This is a genomic window from Streptomyces violens (assembly GCF_000717745.1).
Classification (GTDB): Bacteria; Actinomycetota; Actinomycetes; order Streptomycetales; family Streptomycetaceae; genus Streptomyces; species Streptomyces violens.
On the sequence record NZ_JOBH01000016.1, the window covers coordinates 92,481 to 117,658 of the forward strand.

Genomic DNA, 25,178 nt, shown 5'->3' on the forward strand with positions numbered 1-25,178 from the left:
AGTCGGAGAACAACGGAGTTCACCCATGACGGACACCACACAGGCGGAGCCGGACGGCACCGTCGGAAGAACGACGCGCGACCTCACCAGAGCGGCCGTCTCCGGCTGGCTCGGCACGGCCATGGAGTTCATGGACTTCCAGCTCTACTCGCTGGCGGCCGCCATCGTCTTCAACAAGATCTTCTTCCCCGACGTCAGCCCCGCGATCGGGCTGATCGCCGCCATGGCGACCTACGGCGTCGGCTATGTCGCCCGGCTCGCCGGCGCCCTGTACTTCGGGCGGATGGGAGACCGCATCGGCCGCAAGAAGGTCCTCTTCCTCACCATCCTCCTGATGGGCGCGTCGACCACGCTGATCGGCGTGCTGCCGCCGTACAGCATGATCGGCATCCTCGCCCCGATCCTGCTGGTCGCCCTGCGGCTCATCCAGGGCTTCGGCGCGGGCGCCGAGATCGCCGGGGCCACGGTCATGCTCGCCGAGTACGCGCCCGTGAAGCGCCGCGGTCTGATCTCCTCCCTCGTCTCCCTCGGCACCAACTCCGGCACCCTGGCCGCCTCCGGCCTGTGGGCGATACTCCTCGCCGTGCTGAGCGAGGAGCAGCTCGTCTCCTGGGGCTGGCGACTGCCCTTCCTGCTGAGCTTCGGCCTCATGGTCTTCGCGGTCTGGCTGCGCCGGAACCTCAAGGAGAGCCCGGTCTTCGAGGAGCGGCCCGACGTCGTGGACGGCGTGGCCATGTCCCGCACCGAGGCCGCCGCTGCGGTGGCGGAGAAGGCCGTCGAGCCGGAGCGCGAGAGCGTCATCGAGGCCGGCCTCCGGCAGCGCAAGGGCAAGGCGTTCTTCCTCGCGCTCGGCCTGCGGTTCGGGCAGGCCGGCAACTCCGGTCTGGTGCAGACGTTCCTCGTCGGCTACATCGCCACCACGCTGGGCGCCGACCGGTCCGTGCCGACCGACGCCATCGTGTACGGCTCGCTGCTGGGCTTCGCCACCGTGCCGCTGGTCGGCCTGCTCGGCGACCGCTTCGGCCGCCGCCCGGTCTACCTCGCCCTCACCCTGCTGACCATCCTGCTCGCCTTCCCGGTGATGTTCCTCATCGCCTCGGGCACCACGGCCGGGGTGACGGTCGGCATGATCGTCGGGCTCAACGTCGGCGTCCTCGGCCTCTTCTCGCTGGAGAGCGTCACGATGGCCGAACTCTTCGGCGCGCGCACCCGGTTCACCCAGCTGGCGCTGGCCAAGGAGATCGGTGGCATCCTCGCCACCGCCATCGGCCCGGTCGTCGCGGCCACCCTCACCGCCGTCACCGGCAGCTGGTGGCCGATCGCGGCGATGCTGGTCGGCTACTCGCTCATCACCCTGGTGTCCGTCGTCCTCGCCCCCGAATCGCGCGGGCGTGACCTGGTGCGTCTGGAGGACGCGGTATGAAGTCGGTTGTCGTGCACGGTCCCGGTGACCTCCGGATCGATGAACGTCCCGACCCGGTGCCGGGTGCGGGAGAGGTACTCCTCGCCCTGGAGTGGGGCGGCATCTGCGGCTCCGACGTGGGCTACTGGAAGCACGGCGGGTCCGGTACGGCCGTACTCAAGGACCCGCTGGTCCTCGGGCACGAGGTCGCGGGCCGCATCGCCGCCCTCGGCAAGGGCGTCACCGGCCTGACGGTGGGTCAGCCGGTCACCGTCCACCCGGCGACGCCGGTCGGCGACGAGCCGCTGCCCGACCGGCTCGCCGGCCGCACCAACCTCCACCCCTGCATCCGCTATTTCGGGTCGGCCGCCCTGCATCCGCACACCGACGGCGGGTTCAGCGAGTACCGCGTGGTCCGGGCGGGGCAGATCCGGCCGCTCCCGGAGAACGTGACCACCGAACACGGCGCCCTCGCCGAGCCGCTCGCGGTGGCGATGCACGCCGTGCACCGCGCCGGGGACGTGCGCGGGAAGACGGTACTGGTCAACGGCGCGGGCCCGATCGGGGCCCTGGTGGTGGCCGCCGCGAAGCACCGCGGGGCCGCGGCGGTGCTGGCCGCCGACCTCTCCGCCGCGTCGCTCTCGGTCGCGCGGGCCATGGGCGCGGACGAGACGGTCGACCTCGGCAGCGGCGCGGCCCTGCCGGAGGACGTCGAGCTGGTTTTCGAGGCTTCGGGCGCGGCGGCCGCGCTCGGCCCGGTCCTGCGGGCGACCGCGCGCGGCGGCACCGTCGTGCAGGTCGGCAACCTCCCGGGTACGGCCGTCCCCGCCGCCCTCGGGGATCTCGTCACACGGGAGATCACCTGGATCGGCTCGTACCGCTTCGTCGAGGAGATCGACGACGCGCTTCTCGCCATGCACGAGGGCCTCGACGTGTCACCGGTCATCAGTCACCGCTTCGGCATCGACCGGGCGGCCGAGGCGCTGGCCGTAGCCGCCGACCGGACGAGCGGCAGCAGCAAGGTCATGCTGCGGCTGGCCGCCACACCGCCCGGCGCTGGGTGACGGCCCCGGCCGTCCGGCACCATGAAAGTGCCGGACGGTCCGGAGCCAAGCGTGAGGAGGTGGTCAACGGATGCCGCCAGAAGGTACGGGACCGGGACCGGTCCTGTCCGTGCTCGTCGGGCTGCAGGCGTCCGGGAAGACCACCTTCTACGAGCAGCACCTCGCCGGCCGCCACACCCTGGTGAGCAAGGACCGCTTCCCCCGCTCGGCCCGGAACAAGCAGGCACGGCAGATGCGCCTGGTCGCCGAGGCGCTGGCCGCCGGGCGGCCGGTGGCGGTCGACAACACCAATCCGACGCCGGAGGAGTGGGGACCGCTGGTGGCCGTGGGCCACGCGTACGGCGCACCGGTGACGGCGTACTGGTTCCCCCCGGACCTCGCGGGCTCCCTGCGCCGCAACGCCGCGCGGGAGGGCCGGGACCGGGTCCCCGACGTCGGCGTCCGCGCCACCTGGCGGCGGCTGCGCAGGCCGTCGCCGGCGGACGGGTTCGATGCCGTACTGGAGGTGCGGTTCGACGGCCGCGGCGGATTCACGGTGCGACCGGCAGGCGACTGATTCCGCGCCTGAGTCCGCGTCGGCTCAGCGCACCAGCCTCTCTACGAAAGCCAGCGAGCGGGTGAAGATCTCCGTCACCTGCTCGTCGGACGCCCCGTACCAGCCGTGATCCGCGCCGGGCACCGACCACAGGTCGACCGATGCACCGGCCGCCTTCAGGCGCGCGGCGAGGGCGTGGCTGTGGCCGCCCGCCACCATGGTGTCCGCGTCGCCGTGCACCAGCAGGAAGGGCGGGGCGTCCGCGTGGGCGTGCGTGATGGGGCTGGCCGCGCGGGCGAGGTCGGGCACGGTGGCGGGCGCCGCGCCCAGAAGCGCGGCTTCGGGCGTGGCCGCGTCGTGCGGGTCCCAGCCGCCGCGCGCGGCGGTCAGGTCGCTCGGGCCGTACCAGATGACGGCGCCGGCCGGGGCGGGTCCGGCGTGCCCCGGGGCCGAGCCCGTGAGCGCCAGGAGGGAAGCGAGATGGCCGCCGGCGGACTCGCCCCACACCACCGTCCGCGCGGTGTCGATGCCCAGCTCGGCGGAGCGCAGCGCGAGCCAGTGCCGGGCGGCGCGCAGGTCGTCCAGGGGCGCGGGGAAGTGTGCCTCGCCGGAGAGGCGGTAGTCGACGCAGGCGACCGCGATGCCGGCGGCGGCGATCCGTGCGAAGGGGCCCGGCTCCCAGTCCCGCAGCCGCATCCCCATGTCGTCCCGCCGCCCGATGCGCCAGGCGCCGCCGTGCACGTACAGCACCAGCGGCACCGGGCCGTCGGTCGCCTCCTCGGGCAGCCACAGGTCCAGCTCCAGGGGGCGAGCGCCCGCCGGTACGGCATAGGGGACGCCGCGCAGCAGCCGGACGCCGGGGGCGCAGTGCGCGGCGGGCGGCAGCGGGGCGACCTCGGGCGCGGGCGCCGCGATCAGCGCACGCAGCGCGGCGCTCACCGGGTGCGCCACTGGTGGTCGGGCAGGAACCGGACGTCGAACTCCTGCGGTACGGTGCCGAACTTCTCGGGCGCGGGGATCACGGGCTCGTGCGGCAGACCCATCTGCTCGGCGGGCGCGCCGAGGTTCTCGAAGAACCGCTCGAAGGTGCCGCCGGGTCCGGCCGCGACGCCGACGACCTGGCTGTGGTGGCGCTCCATGCGGTAGGCGTGCGTGCAGTTCTTCGGTACGAAGCCGAAGTCGCCGGTGGTCAGCAGCTTCTCCTGCTGCTCGCCCTCGGTGTCCTCGACGAACAGCCGGACGGCGCCCGCGGTGATGTAGAAGACCTCGTGCGTGTCGGCGTGCACATGGGCCGGGATGATGTCGCCCTTGGGGCCCTCGACCGTGAAGAAGTTGAAGGTGTTCTCGGTCTGCTCGCCGCCCGTGTAGATGGTGATCAGGTCGCCGAACAGGTGGGCGCGGTCGCCCTCGCCCTTCTCGATGAAGTAGGGCTTGCCCGGCTCGGCGGGGATGCGCGAGGCGCGCCGGTAGCGGGTGGCGTACTCAAAGGTCATCGGCTCTCCCGGAGGCGTACGACGGTTCGTGTCAGGGCGTGCATGTCAGGCGGCCTGACATTCATTACGTCAGGTAGCCTGACACTGATGGACATCAACCGCAACCTCCCCCAGCTCCTCGGCGAGGCCCGCAACTGGTTCGACCAGGCCCTGCTGGCGGTCATGGACGAGGACGGCACCCCGCCGGTCTCCCCCACCCAGCTCCAGCTCTTCGCCGTACTGGACGAGGACGGCACGACCGTGTCCGAGCTGGCCCGCCGGATGGGCGTCACACGGCAGACCGCCCACCAGGCGGTGCACAGCCTGGTCGCCGCCGGCCTGCTGGAGCAGGCACCCCACCCCGCTTCCGCCCGGCAGCGGCTGATCCGCCGCACACCGGAGGGCGCCCGCGCGCACGGCCGGGCGCTGCTCGTACTGGAGCGGCTGGAGCAGGAGCTGGCCGAGCGGATCGGCCGCGAAACGGTCGACGCCCTCCGGGCCGCACTGGAAATGCCCTGGGGGGGACCCGCCCTCCCTCCGGTGAGCCAGATCACTCCATAGGGGCGGGAATGCCCGACAGGCCCAGATTGCTGTCACAGGTGCGGGTATTGATGGAACTGTGTCCCCGGGCCCAACATATTGCCCGTGGGGAAGATCGTTCGGCTGAAGCCCCACGGAGCCTTTCGCCGCGAGGCGACCGCCATCAGTATCCGCACCTCAGCCGCCCCGGCCGGCCTCCCCCGACCGGCCGGGGCTCTGGAGCAGGCCATGGCCAAGCTGCTGTACTCCGCGACCATGTCGCTGGACGGCTTCATCACCGGCCCCGACGGGGACATGTCGTGGCTGACCCGCCACTTCGGCCCCGACCCGACCGTGGACCGGCTCATCGGGGAGACCGGCGCCCTGCTGATCGGCAACCGCACCTTCCGCGGCGACGATCCGCACAAGGGCACGTCCCAGGAGGGCGAGCCGTTCGGCGGCGGCTGGGACGGGCCGCAGTTCGTACTCACGCATCACGCGCCGGAGACCGCCGTGCCCGGCATTACTTTCGTCGGCGACCTCGACAGCGGTATCGCCGCGGCCAAGGCCGCCGCCGGCGAGAAGGAGTACGTCAACGTCCTCGGCGCCGACGTCGCGAAGCAGTGCCTCGCCGCGGGCGCGCTCGACGAGATCCTCGTGTGCATCGTCCCCGTACTGCTCGGCGATGGTGTCCGGCTGTTCGACCAGCCGGGCGGAGTGGACGTCCCGCTCGAACGCATCGAGCTCAGCCGGACACCGCAGGCGACGAATCTGTGGCTACGCGTCGTCCGTTGAGTTCCCCGTTCGCGGCGTAAGAAGCCGGCCTACAGGGGCGCGGTGGGCTGTTCTGCGCGGTCCACCAGGCGGGCCAGTTCCAGTCGGGAGCGGACGCCCAGGGCCGCGAAGATGTTGCGCAGGTGGTGATCGACGGTGCGGGGGCTCACCGAGAGGCGCAGCGCGATCTCGCGGTTGGTGGCGCCCTCCGCCACACAGCGTGCGATCCGTAGCTGCTGCGGAGTGAGGCCCGCGAGCGGGGCCGGGCGGCCGGCGGACGGTGCTTCCCCGGTGGCGCGCAGTTCGGCGCGGGCCTGCTCGGTCCAGGCGCGCGCCCCGCATCCCTCGAAGGCGACCAACGCGTCCCGCAGCAGGCCCCTGGCCGGGCCGGGCCGGCGTCTGCGCCGCAGCCATTTGCCGTGCAGCAGCAGGGTCCGGGCGCGCTCGAAGTCGTTGATGGTGTCGTCGTGGTGTGCGCGGGCCGCCTCGAAGTACGCGTCGGCCGCGGCCGCGTCGCGCCCCTCGGCTCCGGCTTCGGATCCCGCTCCGGCCCCGGCTCCCGCTCCGGCGCCGGCCCCGGCCAGCAGTGCGCGGCAGCGGGCCAGTTGGGCGGGGGCTGCCGGGTCGGCGCCGAGAGCGGCCCAGATCGCGAACTCCTCGACGGCGGTACGCGCCGCGCCCGGCGTACCCGCCTGCACCACCGCCTCCGTGTAGCAGGGCACGGCCAGCATGCGTACGGCGAAGTGGCCCTGCCGGGGCCCGGGCCGCACCAGCGGGCCGAGCCGGGCGGCGGCCTCGTCCACGCGGCCGGCGCCCAGGTCGGCCCTGGCCAGCGCCCAGCGGACGAGCGTGGACACCTGGACCAGCCCGTGCGCGCCGGCGACGGCACCGGCCGCCGCGGCATGGGCGGTCAGCGCCTCGGTGTCGCCCTCGACGGAGGCCACGAGGGCGAGGATCGCGTGCTGGTGGGCCGCGATGTTGCGCTGTCCGGTGCGGTGCGCGATGCACAGTCCTTCCTCGGCGTGCACGCGCGCCCGCGGGTGCCGGCCGGCGCGCAACTCCCCGTATGCCAGGTGCTCCAGGGCCTGCGGTACGAGCGTGGTGCGGCCCAGCGCGCGGGCGGCCGCGAGGGCGCGCGCGTTGACCCGGCACGCCGCCGCGAGGTCCCCGACGACCAGCGCGGCGACCCCGGCCCGCAGCAGCACTTCGGGCTCCTCGGCGCGCCCGGTCCGCGCGAGCAGCCGCCGCAGCGGCCCGACGCCCGCGCCGAGCCGCCCGCTCAGGACGGCGGCCATACCGGCCCGGTAGTCGTCGAGAGTGTCGGGAGCGCCTTGCGGCGCCTCCTCGATCGCCTCCACATAGGCCGCCGCGTCCCCCATCGCCCAGGCCGCCTCCATGGCCGCGAGCCGGGCGGTCAGGGCGGCGGTGGCGTCGTGGGGGCCGAGCAGGCCGGCTGCGAGGAGGAGTTCTTCGCGGGCGTCGGCCACCGGGCCGTCGCGCAACGTGAGCAGACCGTGGACGAGTCCGGCCCGGCCGCGGACCGGCGCCGCGGCGGGCAGTGCGCGGACGGGGGCGAGCAGGGCGCGCGCCCGGTCGGGCCGGCCGGCGAGGCGGGCGTGGTCGGCCGCCGCGGTCAGCCGGGTGGCACGGTCGGTGCCGGGCCCGGTGAGGCGCGCCGCGACGGCCAGGGCCACCGCGCGCTCGTCATGAGAGACGTGCGGCCCGGCGGTCCGCGCCGCGGCGGCCAGCCGCCCGGCGAGGCCTGAATCGGGTCCGTCGGCCGCCAGAGCGCCGTGCAGCAGGCCCGGCAGCCGGTCCCGGTCGGACGCGCTCACCGACGCCAGCAGCGCGTGGGCCGCGCGGCGCCGGGCGAGCGGTACGGCCTCGTACAGGGCCCGGCGCAGCACCTCGCTGTCGAAGTGGATCCGCTCCCCCGCGGTGCGGACCAGGCCCGCCGTCTCCGCCGGTTCCAGGGCGGCCGTTCCGAGCCCGGCGGCCGCCGCGGCCCGCAGGACGAGGGCCGCGTCGGCGCCGGGCCCGTCGGGATGCTGCTCCTGCGCGGCCGCGGCCAGCAGCAGGAGCCGGCGGGTGTCCTCGGGGAGGTCGTCGGGCAGGCCGGCCACGGCGAGCCTGCCCGACGGGCCGAGCGTCGTCCGCCGGTGCGGGGGATTCGTTCCGGGCACGGTCTTCGTTCCGGTCACAACCGTCACGTTACTGGCGCGTAAACGGTCACGGAACCCCTCCGTCCCCGGTGCCCCACGGGGTGGGATCAGGAGGTGTGCGGGCAGTTGCCCCGGTACTCCTCGATCGTCGTGCTCGGCCGCGGCAGCGGGCAGAGGAACTGCTCGTAGCGGGTGTCGTTGTCGATGAACCGCTTCAGCCACGAAATGCTGTACTTCGCGATCGTGGTGTCGGAGGTGTTCGGGGTGAAGTGCGTCGCGTTGTTCAGCTCCAGGTACGCCTTGTCGAGCGAGCCGGGCAGGCTCTCGTAGAACGGCTCGGAGTGCGTCGCGACCGGGGCGATGGAGTCCCCGTCGGCGCCGACGACGAGCGTCGGGGTCTTGATCTCCGGCCAGGTCTTGTCGAGGTTCCAGCCGGTCAGCGGGATCGCGGCCTGCAGGGACGGCCGGCTCTTGGCGGCCTCCAGCGAGCCGCCGCCGCCCATCGAGTGGCCCATGACGCCGAGCCTGCTGCTGTCGATCCGGTTGCGTACGGAGCTGCGCTCGGTCAGGTAGTCCAGTGCGGCGAGGAGCTGGCGGCCCCGGCTGTCGGGCTGGTCGAGCGTGGTGTTGGTGTCGATGGTGAACACGACGAAGCCCTGGGAGGCCAGCCGCGGGCCGAGCCAGGCGATGGACGACTGGTACGCGGTGTAGCCGGGCGAGATGGCGACGGCGCCGAAGGTCCCGTCGCTGGTCGAGGTCGGGTAGTAGATGGTGCCGCCGCCGAAGCCGGTGACGCCCAGGGAGGAGACGCTGGTCTGGGAGACGGCGTACGGGCCGCGGGGCGCTTCGATGCTGGAGACAGTGGGCGCGGGGCCGCGCTCGTACGGGTTCTCCGCGGCCCCGGCCGGCCCGGCCTGCGAGGTGAGCAGGGTCCCGGCGGCCAGGAGGCCGGCCAGCCCCCACCGCGTCAGCCGGGTTCTGAGCCGGCTGCTCCCCTGCCGTTCCGGAATGCGCACGGACACGCTGGTGTGCTGCTGCACGACGGTTCCTCTCGGTAACGGTCACTGACGACCGCCACTCTCGTGCCGTGCAGCCCCTTCGCACATCGGCAGAATCACCGGTCTCGGCAACCAGCGGTAACCGGTGACGCGTCAGCGCAGCCGCCCCGCCCCCGCCCGGTGGCCGACGAGGGCCGGGACGGCGCGCGGATCGTCCACCCGGGGCCGCAGGACGGGCGTCCAGCCGGCACCGGACCGCAGGTGTTCCTCGGGGACCTCCGCGTTGTGCACGGCGATCAGATCGACCGGACGGCCGTTCACGCGGTTGCCGGCCGCGGTGACCGGCGCGTCCTCCCACTTCTTCAGGACGCGTCCGGCGCCGGTGCCGCGGGGCAGGGTGAACGCGTTGTGCTCGGCGACCAGTTGGGACTCGATGCCGATGCCGAAGCTGTAGGCGTACGGCGCGTCCGGCCCGGCCACGTAGTGGTTGTTGTACGCGTCGACCTTGCCGAAGCGGACGCGCGGCGCGCGCTCCACTACGTCGCGGAAGAGATTGTGGTGCAGGGTGACGCGGAGCCTGCCCCGGTCGGTGGCGGCCGCGCCGTCGCTGTTACCGATCATCAAGGTCTTGTCGTGGTCAGCGAAGACGTTCCAGGAAGCAGTGACGAGGTCCGCGCCGCGCACGATGTCCAGCTCGCCGTCGTGCTGCTGGTACAGCTCGCCGTAGTACTCCGGCAGTGAGCTGTCGGGGTGGGCGCCGTCGGTGAAGGTGTTGTGATCGAGCCAGACGTGGGTGGAGCCGGTGACCACCATGCTGTCGTACTCGGAGTTCCAGGCGCCGGTCGCACCGTCCGTCGGGTCCCACTGCGGGAAGCAGTCCAGCGGGGACTCGGCGGTGAGGTTGCGGACGATGACGTTGTCGACGTTCTGGATCTGGAGGCTGCCGCCGACGATTCCGGCGTGCTTCCCGATGCCGACGAGGGTGGTGTTGGCCGGGACGTACGCCTTGATGGCCGCGCCCTGGTTCCGCTGCGAGGCGGCGCGCAGGTCCTCCTGCTCGCCGCTGACCGGGCGGTCGCGGCCCCACACCGCGGGGTCGTAGTCGGCGAGGTAGCGGGCGAAGTCGTAGCCGTCGGCGGCGAAGGACGCACAGCCGGCGCCGGTCGCGTCCAGAGTGCCCCTGACCTTGATGATCCTCGGTGCGCCGGGGTCGTCGGCGAGCGCGGTCCGCAGCTCCACCCACGTGGTGACCGTGTAGGTGTGCGCGGCGTCGGCACCCGCGCCGCCGGTGGTGCCACCGTCGGCGGACGCCCAGCCGTCGTGGGCGGGCAGCACGTCACGGGGCTGCAGCACGTCACCGGGCGGCGCCGCGTGGGCCGGGGCGACCGCGGTGAGGGCGAGCGCGGCGCAGCCCGCCAGGGCGAGGAGGGTGGTGCGCGGGGTCATGCTCCTTCCCCTTCCGGCCAGGTGATCCAGGACGCCGGGATGTCGTCGTCGAGGCGGCGCATGTCGGAGGGCGCCAGCAGTCGCGTCGCCTGCAGTCCGGCCGCGACCAGGCGGGCGACGGCGATCGCGCCGGGCGGGTTGAAGTGGGTGTTGTCCTGCCCGGCCGGGGTCCAGTTGAAGTACGTCTTCGTCTCCTCGGGGCCGAGCTTCTGCCACAGGGCGAGGGAGCGTTCCTGGATGTCGAGCAGCGGGACGTCCGCCTCGGCGGCCAGCGCCCGCATCGCGGCCGGGTATGCGCCGTGTGTGGGCAGGGCGTTGCCCCCGGCGTCAAACTTCCGGCGCTCCACGGAGGTGAGCAGCACCGGCCGCGCGCCGCGCGCCCGTGCACCGTCGAGGTACTGCCGCAGGTACTCCTGGTACGTCGTCCAGGGCTCGGTGTACCGGGCGGGGTCCTCGGCCTTCTCGTCGTTGTGGCCGAACTGGACGAGGAGGAGGTCGCCGGGGCGGAGCGCGGCGAGGACGGTGGTCAGCCGGCCCTCGTCGATGAAGCTCTTGGAACTGCGGCCGTTGATTGCGTGGTTGGCGACGGATATGTCGCGGTGGAGGAAGATGGGGAGGGCCATGCCCCAGCCGGTCTCGGGTGCGGCGTCGGCGTACTTCTGGGCGGCGGTGGAGTCGCCGGCGAGGTGGAGGGCGGGCATCGGGCGGTGGTCTCCTGAGCTGGCGAAGGCGGCCGGGGCCGCGGCGAAGGCGGCCGGGGCCGCGGCGAGCGCGAGCGGAAGGCCCGCGAGCGCCGCGGCCACCTGGCGCCGCGTGACGGTCACTTGTTCTGCTGCTTCCACTCGGCCTGGGCCGCGTCGAGTTGGTCGGCGAAAGAGGTCAGGAACTCCTTCGGTGTGGTCTTGCCGAGCAGGACCTTCTGGAAGGCGGGCTCGTTGTCGGCCTTGGAGAGGGTGTTCCAGTCGGGCAGGTAGTACGGCAGGTCGACGATCTTCGTGTGCTCGCTGTTCAGCGCCTCGGCGCCGAGCTTGGTGGTCTCGGACTTCTGTACCCAGTCGTCCTCGGCCGCTTCGAGGTTGGACGGGATGGTGCCGGCCGACTCGCTCCACTTGCTGTTGGATTCGTGCGAGGCCGCGAATTCGATGAACTTCCAGGCGGCGGCCTTGTTCTTGCCGGACTTGAAGAGACCGAGCCCGTCGACCGGGTTGGACACCATCACCCGGGTGCCGTCGTCCAGTGTGGGGTTGGGTATGCCGCGGAACTTCTCCGTGCCCAGCGCCTTCACATGGTCCTGGTAGGAGCCCATGTTGTGGTTGAGCATGCCGATCTCGCCGCTGTCCCACTGGGCGACCATCTTGGTGAAGTCGTTGTTGATGTCGGCCGCGGGGGTGTTCTTCTTGTAGAGCGCGACGTACTTCTCCAGCGCCGCGACGTTCTTCGGGTCGTCGACGGTGGTGTGCAGGCCGTCCTTCTCCCAGAAGCCGGTGATGCCGGACTGTCCGTACATCGCGTCCAGCGCCTGGGCGATGGAGCCGGCGCCGCCCCGGATGGTGTAGCCGAACTTGTTGGCCCGCTTGTCGGTGAGCTTCTCGGCCGCCTCGTAGAACGCCGACCAGGTGGTGGGCGCGGGCAGCTTCGCGGCCTTGAACAGGTCGGTGCGGTAGTACAGCACGCCGTTGGTCGCGTGCATCGGAACCGTGTAGAGCTGCTTGCCGCCCGCCGCCGAGCGGACGCCCTTCACCATCCGCTCGTTCAGCTTGCCGTCGAGCGCACTGTCCTTGATGCGCCCGTCCAGCGGCTCCAGGGCATTCTGCGCGCTGATGCCGGCGAGCATCGCGGCGCCGATGCCGCCGACGTCGGGGAGACCGCCGCCCTGGATGGCGGTGTCGTACTTGGACTGCACCTCGGTCGCGGCGATCCCGACGTAGTCGACGTCGATGTCGGGGTTCGCCTTCTCGAAGTCCCTGATGATCTCCTTCCAGATGTCGGTGCGGACGCCGCCGTTGTTGTCCCAGAAGGTGATCGTGCCCTTGCCGGAGCCCTCGGCGCCGGACTCGCCCGCGACGCCACTGCCGTCGTCGCCGCAGGCGGTGGCGGTGAGCGCGAGGGCCGCGGTGAGGGCGAGTACGGCGGTCAGCCGGGAGCGTCTGCCCCCGCGGAGGTTGCTGGTCATGGTCGGCTCTTCTCTGCTCGTACGAAAGGGTGGTCAGCGGCGGTACGGGGCCCAGCCGTCCGTGCCCGCCAGGTAGTCGGCCACCTCGTGGCGGGCGGCGTCCTCGGTGCTCATCTGTGGCCGGTCGGCGGTGACCGCCGCGCCCGGCCCGAAATTCCGGTACTCGCTGAAGCGGGCGTCCCGCCAGGAGAAGCCGCCCATGTCGGTCCAGGGCGATGCCTTGATCGCGGCGGGCAGCTCGGTGTCCCGGATGAGGACCTGGCCGATCGCGTCCGGCTCGCCGCCCGGGTGCCAGGGGCGGCCGAGGTGGAAGGTGCCGGCGGGCGCGTCGCTGATGATGCGGGAGCCGGTGACGAGGAAGCCGTACGGGTTGTTCTTCCAGGTCGAAGCGGCGGTGATATAGCCGTTGTTGGAGTTCGAGCCGCGGCTCAGCGCCTTGATGAGCGAGTTCTCGATGACCGTCGTGGCGCGGCCGTAAACGAAGTCGACGTCGCCCTCGATGTAGGAGTCGCGGAGGTAGACCCGGCTGACCGTGTCGAGCTTCGGGCTGTCCGTCATCAGGGTGTCCTGGTTGCCCTTGAAGGCGGTGTCCTCGAAGACGATCCGGTCGCCGGTGGTCTTCATGGCGAGCGCCTGTTCGCTGTTCAGGTCATGCGCGGCCTCGTCGAAGTCATTGATGACGGTGAGGTGACGCACCGTCACGTCACGCGCTGCGATCAGTACGGTGGCGCTGCCGGACGAGCCGCCGTACTCGTTGGGCGTGTCGTACACGATCACGGTGTCCGCGCGGTCGTCACCGGTGCCGAGGAGGGTGAGGTTCGGCTTGGTGGCCGGGATCCGCACCTGCTCGCGGTAGGTACCGGGCGCGACGGCCAGGGTGACCGCGCCGTCGTTGCCGGTCGGTACGGCATCGACCGCGGCCTGGACGGTCGGATAGTCGGCCGGGACGTTCAGCACCGTGCGGGTGCCGATGGACTTCTGCGGTCCCGAGTACTTCTTCACCAGCGCGGGCACGGCGGCGGCCGGGTCGAGCCGGTAGGGGTAGAAGGCGTGCGGGTCGAAGGCGGTGCCGCGGGTGTCGTGCCGCCCGGTGGTGTCCTTCAGGACCGACCCGCGCTGCACCAACTCGGCGGTCTCATCGGCCTGGTAAGGGTGCTGGACGCCGTCGTAGTAGCTGTTCTCGATCACCATCTTCGTGCGGCCGCGGGCGTAGTTGCCGTACGACCACACCGGATCGCCGTCGTCGACCTGCGCGGAGAGGTAGTTGTTGTAGAGGTGCGCGTACGCGCAGTTGTCGGCGGACGGGTTGCGCTGTTTGGTGCCGCGGAACCAGTTGTGGTCGATGGTGATCTGCGTCCGGACGTCGTCGGTCCAGCCGATGCCGAACGCCTTGTTGTGGGTGTCGAAGCGGTTGTAGGAGACGGTGACGTACTCGCTGTTCTTGCGGACGTCGAGCAGTCCGTCGCCCATGTGCGTGAAGCGGTTGTGGTCGATCCAGACGTGGTGCACGGAGTCCATCTGGACGGCGTCGAAGTCCGTGGTCTTGCCGTCCCAGTCACCCTCCACGTAGGAGTCGCGGATGGTGAGGTTGCGGATGATGACGTTGTGCGTGCCGGGGTTCAGATGCAGCTCGCCGTGGACGATCTCGCCGCTGGTGCCGACGCCGACGATCGTCTTGTCCGAGGCGACGTCGATGTCCGAGCCGAACGGCGCGACGTCGATGGCGGCGGCGACACGGATGATGTACGGCTCGTCGGCGGCGGCGTACTTGGCCAGGTCGGCCTGGGTGCGGACGGTGACGACCTTGCCGCCCGCGCCGCCGGTGGTGCCGCCCGCGAGGGAGGCGAAGCCGTGCGGGCGGTCGGCGGACATGCCTTGGGCGGCGGCGGTTTCCGGTGGCCGGGGCGGTTCGGCGGCCCCGGCGGGGGTCTGCGCCCCCAGGCCCAGCGCCGCCGCGAGGGCGGTCGTGACGGCCAGCACTCTGACCGGCAAGCGCTTGCTACGGAGGTACGGCATGGCGGCTCCCACAGGCGTATGGAGGGAAGGGGGGTGGCCTCAGTCGGTCGGATCGCAGGTGAGGCGGAAGTGCGTGAAGAGTGCGGCGCCGGGGTGGGCCGCGTCGGTGGGGGCCGTGGCGAAGAGGCCCAGCAGGGCGCCGACCCAGCGCCAGGGCGTGGCGGCGAAGACCTGCCCGTACGGCGTCCAGCCGTCCCCGGTGTCGGCGGCGAAGCGGCAGCGGGCACCGGGGCCGACGGCGATCCGCAGCCGGGCCCGGCCGTCCGGCGCGAGCCAGGGATGCGCGGCGTCCCGCTCGCCCTCGGCCACGGCCTCCGCGAACCGGTGGACCAGCAGTACGGTGCCGTCCGCCGCGCGCTCCAGCCCTATCCAACTGAAGGCATCGCCGAGCACGGTGAGCCCGGCCTTGGCGCCCGGCTCCGTGCTCTCCAGCCGCAGTTCGACCTCGGCGGTGGCGGGGCGTGCGGGCAGCCGCTGGGTGAGGACGTGGGGCAGCCGGCGCAGGTCGTGTGCGTCGGGGGTGCGGACGCAGCTGAGCCGCAGCCCGTCGCCGCTGTGCGTGGGCGCCCAGCCGGCGGCAGGATTGGCGGTCCACTGCCACTGGTGGCCGAACCGCCCGCCGGGGAAGTCGTCGTCGGTGGCGGGCGCGGCGACCGGCTGCGGCGGCAGGGCGGGCTTGCGGTGCTCCCGTACCGGGCTGCCGTCCTCCCCCATGACCGGCCACCCCTCGGCGTCCCACCGCATCGGCTGCAGATGCACGAGGCGTCCGTAAGCGCCCTGCTCCTGGAAGTGCAGGAACCAGTCCTCGCCGGCCTGGGTGCGCACCCAGCCGCCCTGGTGCGGGCCGTTGACGTCGGTGTCGCCCTGCGCGAGGACGACGCGCTCCTCGTACGGGCCGAAGAAGTCGCGCGAGCGGAAGGCGCCCTGCCAGCCGGTCGCCACTCCCCCGGCGGGCGCGAAGATCCAGTACCAGCCGTTGTGCCGGTACAGCTTGGGGCCTTCGAGGGTGAACCAGCCGGGGATGTGGTCCGCGTCGACGAGGGTGGTGCCGTCGTCGAGCAGGTCGGTGGCGTCGGTCCGCATCCGGTGGCCGGTGAACCGGTTCTTGATGCCGGAGCGGGATTTCGCCCAGGCGTGTACGAGGTAGGCGTCGCCGGTCTCCGTGTCCCACAGCGGGCAGGGGTCGATGAGGCCCTTGCCCGCCTTGAGGAGGTGCGGCCGGGTCCATGGTCCGCGTACGTTCTCGGCGTTGACCTGGTAGATGCCGTGGTCGGGGTCGCCCCAGAAGATCCAGAAGCGGCCGTCGTGGTGCCGGATCGAGGGGGCCCACACGCCGCAGTCGTGGCGCGGTGCGGCGAAGGCCGCGGCCGGTTCGAGGCGGTCCAGCGCGTGGCCGATCAGGGTCCAGTTGACCAGGTCGCGGGAGTGCAGCAGCGGCAGTCCCGGGACGCGGCCGAAGCTGGAGGCGGTGAGGTAGTAGTCGTCGCCAACGCGGACGAGGTCGGGGTCGGACCAGTCGGCGGCGAGGACGGGGTTGCGGTAGGTGCCGTCGCCGCGGTCGGCGGAGAAGCGGGCGGCGCCAGTGGGCCGGTCGGCGGTCGTGCCGTCACCCATCATGCCGTCACCGCCTTTCTGGCCAGCACCGCGGCCTCGTCGCGGTGCAGCCGGCCGTCGGCGACCACGGTGACGATCCGGCGGACGACGGTGTCGCCCGGGGCGATCGCCAACCGCTCCCCGTGGGCCAGCGAGGAGCCGACACCCGGGTAGTCGGCGGTGCGCACGAACCAGGGGTCGTGGCGGGTCGCTCCGGTCGCACCGGCGAAGACCAGCGTCCAGTCCCCGCCGGCGAGCGCCAGCCAGTCGGCGCGGCTCTCGTGCACGGCGGCCTCCCCTTCGGCGTCGGCGGTGTACACCTCGGGCACCTCGGCCGCCTTGGGCGCGCGCCAGAAGAAGCCGCCGTACGCGGCGCCGGGGCGGCCGTTGGTCGCGGGGCTGCCCAGGGACAGCGGGCCGGGGGTGGTGTTGGTCAGTGAGAAGGTGAAGTCCAACGCCCAGGCTGTATAGGTCAGTTCGGTGGTCGCGACGGTGCGGCGCTCGCGCAGCAGCTCGTGCTCGCCCGCGCTCCAGCTCAGCTCCTGCACGAAGCCGTCCGGGTCGCACAGGTTGAAGCCGGTGTGGCGTTGCACCCCGTGGTTGTCGAGCGCGGTCGGGCCCCGGTCGCGTACATACGTCCGGCCGCCCCAGAAGTTGTGCCCCGCCACGTCCGGGACCGCGACACCCACGCCGAGGTGGTGCGGGTGGTCGGCGGGCATCAGCGCGGTGACGGGCGTGCCGCGCAGGGTGGTCACGGGGTGCAGATAGGGGCGCGGGGCGAGCCGGGCGGGGAGGCCGGGCCGGTAGGCGTACCGGGCGACGGGCCGGCCCGCGCAGCACAGGGCCAGCGTCGGAGTGTGGTCGGTGGCGGTCATCGGGAGCGCGCCTCCTCCGGGAGCGCCCACGCGGCGCCCAGTTCGGAATAGAGGGACAGGGTGTCGGCAGCGGCGGTGACGAGGCCGTCGATGCCGGGGACGACGCGGCGGAGGGCGCTCCCGCCGGCCGTCGTCGCGGTGTGCCAGGCGTCCGGCGGCAGTGCCACCGGGTCCGGGGCGCTGCGGATCGCTTCGAGTACTCGCATGAAGGCGCCGGTGGCGGCGGGCGGTACGCGCAGTGGCGTGCCGCGGCTGAGGTGGTCGGCCAGGTTCTCCAGCAGGTCGGTGCGGCCGTGCACGGTCTCCTCGGGGCCGTGGCCCGTGCGCTGTACCAGGACGCGGTCCTGCTTGTACCAGAAGGTGATCCGGCCGTGGGTGCCGTGCACGACGACGTACGGTTCGGCGGCGGTCTCGGCGCACAGGGTGGCGGCGACCGTGACGCGGCTGCCGTGTGCGGTGGTGACGCGGACGCAGGAGGTGTCGTCGGATTCGATGGCGTGGGCGCGGAAGAGCTCGGTCTCCACCTCCGCGACGTCCTCGGCGGCGATGCTGCCGTCCAGTGCGAGGGCGGTGGCGACGGCGTGGGCGAGCGGGTTGGTGAGTACGCCGTCGAGGACGTCGGTGCCGTGCAGTCTGCGGCGCCCGGCCCAGGGCGCGCGGCGGAAGTACGCCGCGTCGCGCACCCAGGCCCCGGCCGCGCCGATCCCGGTCGGTTCGCCGATCGCGCCCTCGCGCACCAGGTCACGGATGGCCGGGACGGCGTGCGAGCCGAGCGACTGGAAGCCGATGTTGCAGGCCACGCCGGCCGCCGCGATGCCATCGGCCATCCGCCGGTACTCGGCGAAGGAGGGCGCCGGCGGCTTCTCGACGAGCAGGTGGACGCCGCGCCGGGCGGCGGTCAGCGCGAGGTCGGCATGGGTGGGGATGGGCGTACAGAGGACGGCGATGCGGGCGTCGGTGACGGCGAGCAGGGTTTCGAAGTCGTCCGACTGGGCGACGGAGCCGAAGCCGTCCAGCTCGGCGGCGGTCAACGGGGTCAGATCGCAGACGCCCGCGAGGCGGACGCGCCCCTGCCCGGCCAGCCGGCGGATGTTGGCGAGGTGCCAGCGGCCGTGGCCGCGTGCGCCCACCAGGACGACCGGCAGCGGTGCTTCCGTACCGGCGCGGCTCATCCCTTCACCGCCCCCGCGCTGAAGCCGGTGATCAGCCACTTCTGGATGTACGCGAAGACGATCACGACGGGTACGGCCGCGATGACGCCGCCGGCCGCCAGCGCGCCGAGGTCGACGCTGTCCGCGCCCATCAGGGTGTTCAGGCCGACGGGGATGGTCTGCTTCTCCTGGTTGCTGAGGAACATCAGCGCGAAGAGGAAGTGGTTCCAGGCGTGCACGAAGGCGAACGAGCCGACGGCGACCAGGCCGGGGCGCAGCAGTGGCAGCACGATCGTGCGGAAGGCCCGGAAGCGGTCGCAGCCGTCGACCCAGGCGGCCTCCTCCAGGGAGTACGGCACGTTTCTGATGAAGCCGCTGATCAGGATCATCGACAGCGGTAGCTGGAAGACGGTCTCGGCGATGATGACACTGCCCAGCGAGTTGATCATCCGGAGCTCGGCGAAGATCTGGAACAGCGGCACCAGCAGCAGCGCCCCGGGCACGAACTGGGAGCACAGCAGGCCCAGCATGAAGCCCTTCTTCGCGCGGAAGTCGAAGCGGGCGAGCGCATAGCCGCCGGCCAGCGCGACGACCGTGGTGAGCACCAGGGTGGCCACGGCGGTGAGCACGCTGTTCTGGAAGTACGTCGCGAAGCTGCGCTCGGTCCACACCTTCGCGAAGTGCTCGAAGGTGATCGGCCAGGGCACCAGCGAGGTGGAGCCGGCCGGGCGGAGCGCGAAGAGCAGGATCCAGTAGAAGGGGACGAGTGTGAAGAGGAGGTAGAGCGCGAGCGGGAGGTGGGTCTGCCAGCGCGGGGCCTGGTCCCAGGCGCGGCGGCGCTTGACGGTCAGCTGCGTGGTACTCACTTGTCGCCTCCTCCGAACTTGCTCAGCCGCAGATAGACCATCGAGCAGCAGAGCAGGATGACGAACGCGACGGTGGTCAGCGCGGACGCGTAGCCGAAGTTGTGGGCGTCGACGGAGGTGTTGGCGATGTAGAGCGGCAGGGTGGTGGTCTCGCCCGCGGGCCCGCCGCCGGTCAGGGTGTAGAGCAGGTCGACGTTGTTGAACTCCCACACCGCGCGCAGCAGTGTGGAGAGGATGATGGCGTCCTTCAGGTGCGGCAGTGTGATGTGGAAGAACTGCCGGAACCTGCTCGCGCCGTCCACCTCGGCCGCCTCGTACAGGTCCTTGGAGACGGACTGCAGGTCGGCGAGGATGAGGATGGCGAAGAAGGGCACCCCGCGCCAGAGGTCGGCGACGACCACGGCGGGGAAGACGGTGGCGGTGTCGGAGAGCCAGGAGGTGCCGTACTCCCCGATGCCCGCGTCGGCGAGGTAACGGCTCAGCCCGGTCTGGGAGTTGTAGAGCAGTACCCAGATCGCGGAGGTGAGGACGCCGGAGACGGCCCACGGCGAGAAGACCAGCGCGCGGGCGAGCGCCCGGCCCGCGAAGGTCTGGTTGACGATGAGGGCGAGTGCCAGCCCGAACAGCAGCTGCAGCCCGACCTCGACGACGACCCACTTGAGGCTGAAGGTCAGCGTGCCCCAGAACTGCGGGTCGCTGGTGAAGATCTCGGTGAAGTTGTCCAGCCCGGCGAAGCCGTTCCGCCAGGGCTTGGTGGGGTTGTCGTGCTGCAGCGCGGTCCAGAAGACGCTGAGCACGGGGTAGGCGATGAAGCCCAGCATCAGCAGCCCGGCGGGCGCGATCAGCAGGTACGGCAGCCGGCGCGGGTGCGCTCCGGTGCCGCGGCGGGGTCTGGTTCTGGGCGGTGATTCGGCCACGGCTGCGGCTTGGGCCATGACTCTTCTCCGTTCTCGGGAACGTGCGAGGGCCGGCGTACGGTCGTCCTGCCGTACGGACGGTGCGTGGCGGAGCCGGAAGAGGGGGCTCAGCCCGCGTACGGGTCCGGGACCTTGCCGGGCCGCGCGAGGAAGGCGAAGTCGCAGCCGGTGTCGGCCTGGGTGATCTGCTCGGCGTAGAGCGCGCCGTAGCCGCGCTCGTACCGCTCGGGCGGCGGGGTCCAGGCGGCGCGGCGGCGCGCCAGCTCCGCGTCCGGCACGTCGAGCCGCAGCGTGCGCGCCGCGACGTCGAGGGTGATCGGGTCGCCGGTGCGTACCAGGGCGAGCGGTCCGCCGACGTAGGACTCGGGGGCGATGTGGAGCACGCATGTGCCGTAACTGGTGCCGCTCATCCGGGCGTCGGAGATCCGCACCATGTCGCGCACGCCCTGCTTGAGCAGGTGGTCAGGGATCGGCAGCATGCCGTACTCGGGCATGCCCGGGCCGCCCTTGGGCCCGGCGTTGCGCAGCACGAGTACATGCTCTGCGGTGATGCCGAGCGCCGGGTCGTTGAGGGTTTGCTGCATCGTCCGGTAGTCGTCGAAGACGACCGCGGGACCGGTGTGCTGGAGCAGGTGCGGCTCGGCGGCGATGTGCTTGATGACGGCGCCGTCGGGGCAGAGGTTGCCGCGCAGGACGGCGACGCCGCCCTCCTTCGCGACCGGGTTGTCCCGGGTGCGGATCACATCGTCGTTGTGCACGGCGGCGTGCTCGATCTGGTCGCCGAACCGCCCGTTGACGGTGGGCCGGTCCAGGTGGAGCAGGTCGGTGATCCGGGAGAGAAAGCCCGGCAGGCCGCCCGCGAAGTGGAAGTCCTCCATGAGGTACGGGCCGCCGCCGGGGCGGACGTTGGCGAGCACCGGCACCGTGCGGGCGATCCGGTCGAAGTCGTCCAGCGTCAGCCGTACTCCCGCGCGTCCGGCCATCGCGATCAGATGGATCACGGCGTTGGTGGAGCCGCCGAGCCCGAGGACGGTGGTGACGGCGTCCTCGAAAGCCTCGGCCGTCAGCAGGTGCGACAGCCGTACGTCCCGGCGTACGCGGTCGACGATCCGCATCCCGGAGGCCGCGGCCATCCGGTCGTGCCCGGAGTCGACGGCCGGGATGCTCGACGCGCCCGGCACCGTCACGCCCAGCGCCTCTGCGGCGGCCGTCAGCGTGGACGCCGTCCCCATGGTCATGCAGTGCCCCGGCGAACGGGCCAGCCCGCTCTCCAGCTCGGCCATTTCGCAGTCGCCGATGAGGCCCGCGCGCTTGTCGTCCCAGTACTTCCACATGTCGGTGCCGGAGCCGAGGGTCTCGCCGCGCCAGTGGCCCGGCAGCATCGGCCCGGCGGGCACGAAGACGGCGGGCAGGTCGACGGAGGCGGCGCCCATCAGCAGCGCGGGCGTGGACTTGTCGCAGCCGCCGAGCAGTACGGCCCCGTCCACCGGGTACGAGCGCAGCAGTTCCTCGGTCTCCATCGCCAGCATGTTGCGGTACAGCATCGGCGTCGGCTTCTGGAAGGTCTCGCTGAGCGTGGCGACGGGGAATTCGAGCGGGAAGCCGCCGGCCTGCCACACGCCGCGCTTGACGGCCTGCGCGCGGTCGCGCAGGTGGGAGTGGCAGGGGTTGATGTCGGACCAGGTGTTGAGGATGGCGATGACCGGCTTGCCGAGGTGTTCCTCGGGCAGATAGCCGAGCTGCCGGGTGCGGGCGCGGTGGCTGAAGGAGCGCAGCCCGTCCGTGCCGTACCACTGATGGCTTCTGAGCTCCTCCGGGCGTCTCATACGGGCCACCCGGCGGCTATGGCGGCGACCTCGGCGCGCGCGTCCGCGGGCAACGGCCTGCTCGGCGGGCGGACGTCGCGGCGGCACAGGCCGAGCGAGGCCAGCGCCTCCTTGACCACGGTGACGTTGTCGGCGGAGCCGTTCGCGCCGCGCAGCTCCTCGAAGCGGCGGATCTGCTCCCAGACCTTCATGGCGGCCGGGTAGTCGCCGGCCCTGAGCGCTTCGAGCATGTTCAGCGAGACGGCCGGGGCGACGTTGACGAGCCCGGACGTGAAGCCGGTCGCGCCGGCCGAGAAGTACGAGGGCGCGTACGGCTCGGCGAGGCCGGCGATCCACACGAAGCGGTCCAGCCCGGCGTCCCGCGCGAAGGCGGCGAAGTGTGCCGCGTCCGGGACGGCGTACTTCACGCCGATGACGTTGGGGCAGGCGTCGGCGAGTTCGGCGAGCCGGTGGCCGCTCAGCGCGGCATTGCGGAGGTACGGGACGACACCCAGCTCGGGCACGGCCTCGGCGATCGCGCGGTGGTAGTCGACCCAGCCGCCCGCCGAGACGTAGGGGTGCACGGGCTGATGCACCATCACCAGCTGTGCACCGCACTCGCGGGCGTGCCGCGCGGAGGCGACGGCGGTCGGCACGTCGTGGCCGATCCCGGCCAGGACCGTGGCCCGGTCCCCCGCCTCCTCGATGGTCAGCTCGGTGACGGCGCGCCGCTCATCGGGGGTCAGGGCGTAGAACTCGCCGGTGTTGCCGTTGGGCGTCAGCGTCCGTACGCCACCGTCGAGCAGTCGGCGGAGCACCGTGCGGTGGGCATCGGTGTCGAGGGCGCCCTTGGCGTCGAACGGGGTGACCGGGATGGCCACGACGTCGGCGAGTGCCGCCCGGTGGGTCTCGTATGCGGCGGCTGTCATGCCTGCGCTCCTTCTCCGGCGGGGACCTGTCCGTTGGGTTCCTCGTCCGTGGCGGGGAAGGCCCGGGCGACGAACGAGGCGATGTGGTCGTGCACCGCGCGGGCCGCGCCGTCGGCGTCACCGGCGGTGACCAGTCGGAGGATCTCCTCGTGCTCGGCGGCCTCGCGCTCCCAGGACGGCACGGCCGCCCAGGCGACGGTCGAGACGAGCGCGGCCTGGTCGCGGACCTCGTCGAGCATCCGGGACAGCAGCGGATTGCCGCACGGCAGGTACAGCGCGCGGTGGAAGTCGCGGTTGGCGAGCGACCGGTCCGCCGGGTCGGCGGCCTCGGCCGCCCGGGTCAGCGCCGTACGGGCGTCCTCGACGGAGGCGGCGCTGCGGACGGTACGGCGGACCGCCTCCGGCTCCAGCAGCAGCCGCACGTCGTAGACCTCGCGCGCCATGGCCGCGTCGACCATCCGCACGGTGACGCCCTTGTACTGGCTCATGACCACGAGGCCGGTACCGGCGAGGGTCTTCAGCGCCTCGCGCACGGGCGTCTTGGAGACCCCGTACTGGGCGGCGAGTTCGGCCTCGACCAGTGACTGGCCGGGGCTCAACTGCCCGGTGAGGATGCGGTGTTTGACCGCTTCCAGCACGTACTGCGTGCGGGAAGGGATCGGGGCGGGGGCGAAAGTCATGGCGGCCGCTCTCAGTTCTCGTATCTCGCGCATCACGTCTCATATACGACGTATGAAGTACGACGCGATGAAGCTAGAACCCCTCGGGGGGTTCGTCAACGCTTCTGACACGAGAACGGCGAAGAAGGCGGCCGCCACCCAAACAGTCGGTCGTCAACCGGTGTTGCGGACGGGTCAGTTGTACGAGATGTCGGACGCCGAGTAGCGGCAGTACGTGCCGTCCGGGCCGCTGCCCGTCTCGACCGGCTCGTCACCGTTGTCGTTGCCCGTGTAGCGCACGCACGGCTTGATTTTCTTGCTGCTGTCGCCGTGGATGCGGATGCTCTTCAGCGTCGCGGTGTCCCCGTAGTTGGTGTTGATGCCGACCAGGGACTTGCCGGGCGCGGTCACATCCACGTCGCTGACGCTGATGGTGCGCTTGTACTGGGTCGAGCAGTTGCCGCAGCTGCGCACGAGCTTGCCGAAGTCGGAGACCTGGAAGCCGCTGATGTTGAGCTTGCCCGCGCCGTTGAACTGGAAGACCTTGTCGTCGGCCTTCCTCGCGCCGCCGCCGGTGACGGTGTACGTCGCGCCGGAGGAGGTGCCCTTGAAGGTGGCGGCGTCCTCGCCGACATCCTCCCACCACACGTTCTGCAGCGTGCAGGTGCCCGAGCAGTGCACGCCGTCGGCGGCCGGCGAGCCGATGACGACGTTCTTGAGCACGGCCCCGTCCTTCAGCTTGAAGATCGGGTCCTGGCCCTCCTCCTGGCCGTCACCGCCCAGGTCGCCACTGCCGTAGTGGCGCTTGAGGCCGCCGTCGTACGTGCCGGAGACCTCGATGGTCTTGGAGACGGCCTGGCTGCCGCCGGGGGTCGGCCAGCCGGCGGCGGCGCTCGCCGTGCCGGTGAGCGACGTCGCGAGGAGGGCTGCGCCGGTCAGCCCGGCCGCGACGGCACCGCCGAGTACCGCCCGGCGGCGGTTGAGAGACCTGCGGTGGCGGCCGGCGGACCGCTTTTCTGCTGTTGTCATGTCCCGTCCTTCGGTGGGGGTGAGACTTGCGTCGTCAGGTCGCCACCGGGTACGGGAGGGGTTGCCGGGACTCCGGAAGTTTTTACCTCAGTCGCGTCGCGGCGCGAAGTCACCGCGCACTGCGGCCTGTTGGCTGCCGAACCGCGCGGCGGCCGTGTAGCTGTCGGCACCGGCGTCCCGGCCGCCGCGGGCGTGGTCGTACTGCCCTGCGAAGACATGCGTGCCCGCGGGCACCGTGCGGCCGGGCCTGAGCCGCCAGCGGTACACGAGGAAGCCGTCCTCGGTGTCCGTACGGAGGGTGAAGTCGCCCTCGGGCAGCGTGCGCCAGGCGCCGGTCGACGCCACTCCGCCGGTGTGCGCGATCCGCAGTTCCACGGTGAGCGAGGTCAGTGGCTCCGTCGTCTTCAAGGTGACATTGCTCTGGGCCCAGTACGCGTTGCTGTGCGGGTCGACAGAGCCGTCGCTCCAGAGTGGGCCGTCGCTCCAGAGCGGGCCGTCCTCGGTACGTGGGGCCTGCGAGGGGACGTGCGGCGGGGCGGCCTGCACAGGCCGGTCACCGCGACCGGGGCCGCTCAGTACCGCGGACGCCCCGTAACCTCCGGCCGCCAGGACCGCCGCGACGGCCGCCGTGGCGCCCGCGACGCGCAGCCACGGCGCCGCCCGGGCGGGGCGCCGCGGGACGGGCGTCCCGGACGCCGCCGTGCCGCGCTCGATCCGGGCGAGCATCCGCTCCCGGTCCGGCCGGTGCGCCGTGGCGGCCTCCCGCAGCCGCCGGCGCAGCTCGTCGTTCACG

At 72.2% G+C, this 25,178-nt stretch carries 23 protein-coding genes; 5 read left to right on the forward strand and 18 right to left on the reverse strand.

What is annotated here, in order from left to right; genetic code table 11:
- Positions 1 to 25: 25 nt before the first annotated feature.
- The 3 genes from IF04_RS0127875 (at position 26) to IF04_RS0127885 (ending at position 3,022) form a co-directional block, all read left to right on the forward strand.
- The gene (locus IF04_RS0127875) at positions 26 to 1,423 is read left to right on the forward strand and encodes an MFS transporter (protein WP_030263741.1); all 1,398 of its coding nucleotides are present in this window, start codon (positions 26 to 28) and stop codon (positions 1,421 to 1,423) included.
- On the forward strand, positions 1,420 to 2,466 hold the full coding sequence (locus IF04_RS0127880; RefSeq protein WP_030263742.1) for an L-idonate 5-dehydrogenase: 1,047 nt from the start codon (positions 1,420 to 1,422) through the stop codon (positions 2,464 to 2,466). The genes IF04_RS0127875 and IF04_RS0127880 overlap by 4 nt, the downstream gene beginning before the upstream one ends.
- A 70-nt stretch (positions 2,467 to 2,536) precedes the next feature.
- The gene (locus tag IF04_RS0127885) at positions 2,537 to 3,022 is read left to right on the forward strand and encodes an ATP-binding protein (RefSeq protein ID WP_030263743.1); all 486 of its coding nucleotides are present in this window, start codon (positions 2,537 to 2,539) and stop codon (positions 3,020 to 3,022) included.
- A gap of 24 nt (positions 3,023 to 3,046) precedes the next feature.
- Here IF04_RS0127885 and IF04_RS0127890 read toward each other — a convergent pair whose 3' ends face one another.
- Positions 3,047 to 3,940, reverse strand: a complete 894-nt coding sequence (locus IF04_RS0127890) for an alpha/beta hydrolase (protein ID WP_030263746.1) — start codon at positions 3,938 to 3,940, stop codon at positions 3,047 to 3,049.
- Complete coding sequence (locus IF04_RS0127895; RefSeq protein WP_030263749.1) at positions 3,937 to 4,494, reverse strand: quercetin 2,3-dioxygenase; 558 nt, start codon at positions 4,492 to 4,494, stop codon at positions 3,937 to 3,939. Before IF04_RS0127895 ends, IF04_RS0127890 begins: the two co-directional genes overlap by 4 nt.
- A gap of 87 nt (positions 4,495 to 4,581) precedes the next feature.
- On the opposite strand from IF04_RS0127895, the gene IF04_RS0127900 reads away from it, so the two are divergent.
- Positions 4,582 to 5,034 carry a MarR family winged helix-turn-helix transcriptional regulator gene (locus IF04_RS0127900; protein ID WP_030263752.1) on the forward strand — a complete coding sequence of 151 codons (453 nt, stop codon included), beginning with the start codon at positions 4,582 to 4,584 and terminating at the stop codon, positions 5,032 to 5,034.
- A 207-nt stretch (positions 5,035 to 5,241) separates the two neighbouring features.
- The gene (locus IF04_RS0127905; protein WP_030263754.1) at positions 5,242 to 5,787 is read left to right on the forward strand and encodes a dihydrofolate reductase family protein; all 546 of its coding nucleotides are present in this window, start codon (positions 5,242 to 5,244) and stop codon (positions 5,785 to 5,787) included.
- Between the two features lie 29 nt (positions 5,788 to 5,816).
- On the opposite strand, the gene IF04_RS0127910 is transcribed toward IF04_RS0127905, so the two are convergent.
- The 16 genes from IF04_RS0127910 to IF04_RS0127985 all read right to left on the reverse strand — a co-directional run bounded on the left by IF04_RS0127910 (position 5,817) and on the right by IF04_RS0127985 (position 25,177).
- On the reverse strand, positions 5,817 to 7,967 hold the full coding sequence (locus tag IF04_RS0127910) for a LuxR C-terminal-related transcriptional regulator (RefSeq protein ID WP_051831626.1): 2,151 nt from the start codon (positions 7,965 to 7,967) through the stop codon (positions 5,817 to 5,819).
- Positions 7,968 to 8,035: 68 nt separating this feature from the next.
- Positions 8,036 to 8,968, reverse strand: coding sequence for a bis(hydroxyethyl) terephthalate hydrolase (bdeA, locus tag IF04_RS0127915; protein WP_051831627.1), 933 nt, complete (start codon positions 8,966 to 8,968; stop codon positions 8,036 to 8,038).
- A gap of 111 nt (positions 8,969 to 9,079) precedes the next feature.
- Positions 9,080 to 10,372, reverse strand: coding sequence for a pectate lyase family protein (locus IF04_RS0127920; protein ID WP_030263760.1), 1,293 nt, complete (start codon positions 10,370 to 10,372; stop codon positions 9,080 to 9,082).
- The gene (locus IF04_RS0127925; protein ID WP_030263762.1) at positions 10,369 to 11,196 is read right to left on the reverse strand and encodes a rhamnogalacturonan acetylesterase; all 828 of its coding nucleotides are present in this window, start codon (positions 11,194 to 11,196) and stop codon (positions 10,369 to 10,371) included. The genes IF04_RS0127920 and IF04_RS0127925 overlap by 4 nt, the downstream gene beginning before the upstream one ends.
- Positions 11,193 to 12,545: an ABC transporter substrate-binding protein gene (locus IF04_RS0127930; RefSeq protein WP_030263764.1), complete on the reverse strand. Its 1,353-nt coding sequence runs from the start codon at positions 12,543 to 12,545 to the stop codon at positions 11,193 to 11,195. Before IF04_RS0127930 ends, IF04_RS0127925 begins: the two co-directional genes overlap by 4 nt.
- A gap of 33 nt (positions 12,546 to 12,578) precedes the next feature.
- Positions 12,579 to 14,561, reverse strand: a complete 1,983-nt coding sequence (locus IF04_RS0127935) for a pectinesterase family protein (protein ID WP_030263766.1) — start codon at positions 14,559 to 14,561, stop codon at positions 12,579 to 12,581.
- Between the two features lie 39 nt (positions 14,562 to 14,600).
- On the reverse strand, positions 14,601 to 16,178 hold the full coding sequence (locus tag IF04_RS0127940) for a glycoside hydrolase family 43 protein (RefSeq protein ID WP_106975684.1): 1,578 nt from the start codon (positions 16,176 to 16,178) through the stop codon (positions 14,601 to 14,603).
- A complete protein-coding gene (locus IF04_RS0127945; RefSeq protein WP_030263773.1) occupies positions 16,175 to 17,029 on the reverse strand; it encodes a DUF6807 domain-containing protein in 855 nt (284 codons plus the stop codon). Before IF04_RS0127945 ends, IF04_RS0127940 begins: the two co-directional genes overlap by 4 nt.
- Positions 17,026 to 18,201, reverse strand: coding sequence for a Gfo/Idh/MocA family protein (locus IF04_RS0127950; RefSeq protein ID WP_030263776.1), 1,176 nt, complete (start codon positions 18,199 to 18,201; stop codon positions 17,026 to 17,028). The genes IF04_RS0127945 and IF04_RS0127950 overlap by 4 nt, the downstream gene beginning before the upstream one ends.
- The gene (locus IF04_RS0127955; RefSeq protein ID WP_051831628.1) at positions 18,198 to 19,046 is read right to left on the reverse strand and encodes a carbohydrate ABC transporter permease; all 849 of its coding nucleotides are present in this window, start codon (positions 19,044 to 19,046) and stop codon (positions 18,198 to 18,200) included. Before IF04_RS0127955 ends, IF04_RS0127950 begins: the two co-directional genes overlap by 4 nt.
- Positions 19,043 to 19,981, reverse strand: a complete 939-nt coding sequence (locus tag IF04_RS0127960; RefSeq protein WP_030263782.1) for a carbohydrate ABC transporter permease — start codon at positions 19,979 to 19,981, stop codon at positions 19,043 to 19,045. The genes IF04_RS0127955 and IF04_RS0127960 overlap by 4 nt, the downstream gene beginning before the upstream one ends.
- Before the next feature lie 89 nt (positions 19,982 to 20,070).
- Positions 20,071 to 21,789: an L-arabinonate dehydratase gene (gene araD, locus IF04_RS0127965; RefSeq protein ID WP_030263785.1), complete on the reverse strand. Its 1,719-nt coding sequence runs from the start codon at positions 21,787 to 21,789 to the stop codon at positions 20,071 to 20,073.
- Positions 21,786 to 22,697, reverse strand: a complete 912-nt coding sequence (locus tag IF04_RS0127970) for a dihydrodipicolinate synthase family protein (protein WP_030263788.1) — start codon at positions 22,695 to 22,697, stop codon at positions 21,786 to 21,788. The genes araD and IF04_RS0127970 overlap by 4 nt, the downstream gene beginning before the upstream one ends.
- Positions 22,694 to 23,377, reverse strand: coding sequence for a GntR family transcriptional regulator (locus tag IF04_RS0127975; protein ID WP_030263790.1), 684 nt, complete (start codon positions 23,375 to 23,377; stop codon positions 22,694 to 22,696). The genes IF04_RS0127970 and IF04_RS0127975 overlap by 4 nt, the downstream gene beginning before the upstream one ends.
- Before the next feature lie 174 nt (positions 23,378 to 23,551).
- Positions 23,552 to 24,385, reverse strand: coding sequence for a pectate lyase (locus tag IF04_RS0127980; RefSeq protein ID WP_030263792.1), 834 nt, complete (start codon positions 24,383 to 24,385; stop codon positions 23,552 to 23,554).
- 87 nt (positions 24,386 to 24,472) lie between these two features.
- Positions 24,473 to 25,177, reverse strand: a complete 705-nt coding sequence (locus tag IF04_RS0127985; protein WP_030263794.1) for a hypothetical protein — start codon at positions 25,175 to 25,177, stop codon at positions 24,473 to 24,475.
- Position 25,178 lies beyond the last annotated feature (1 nt).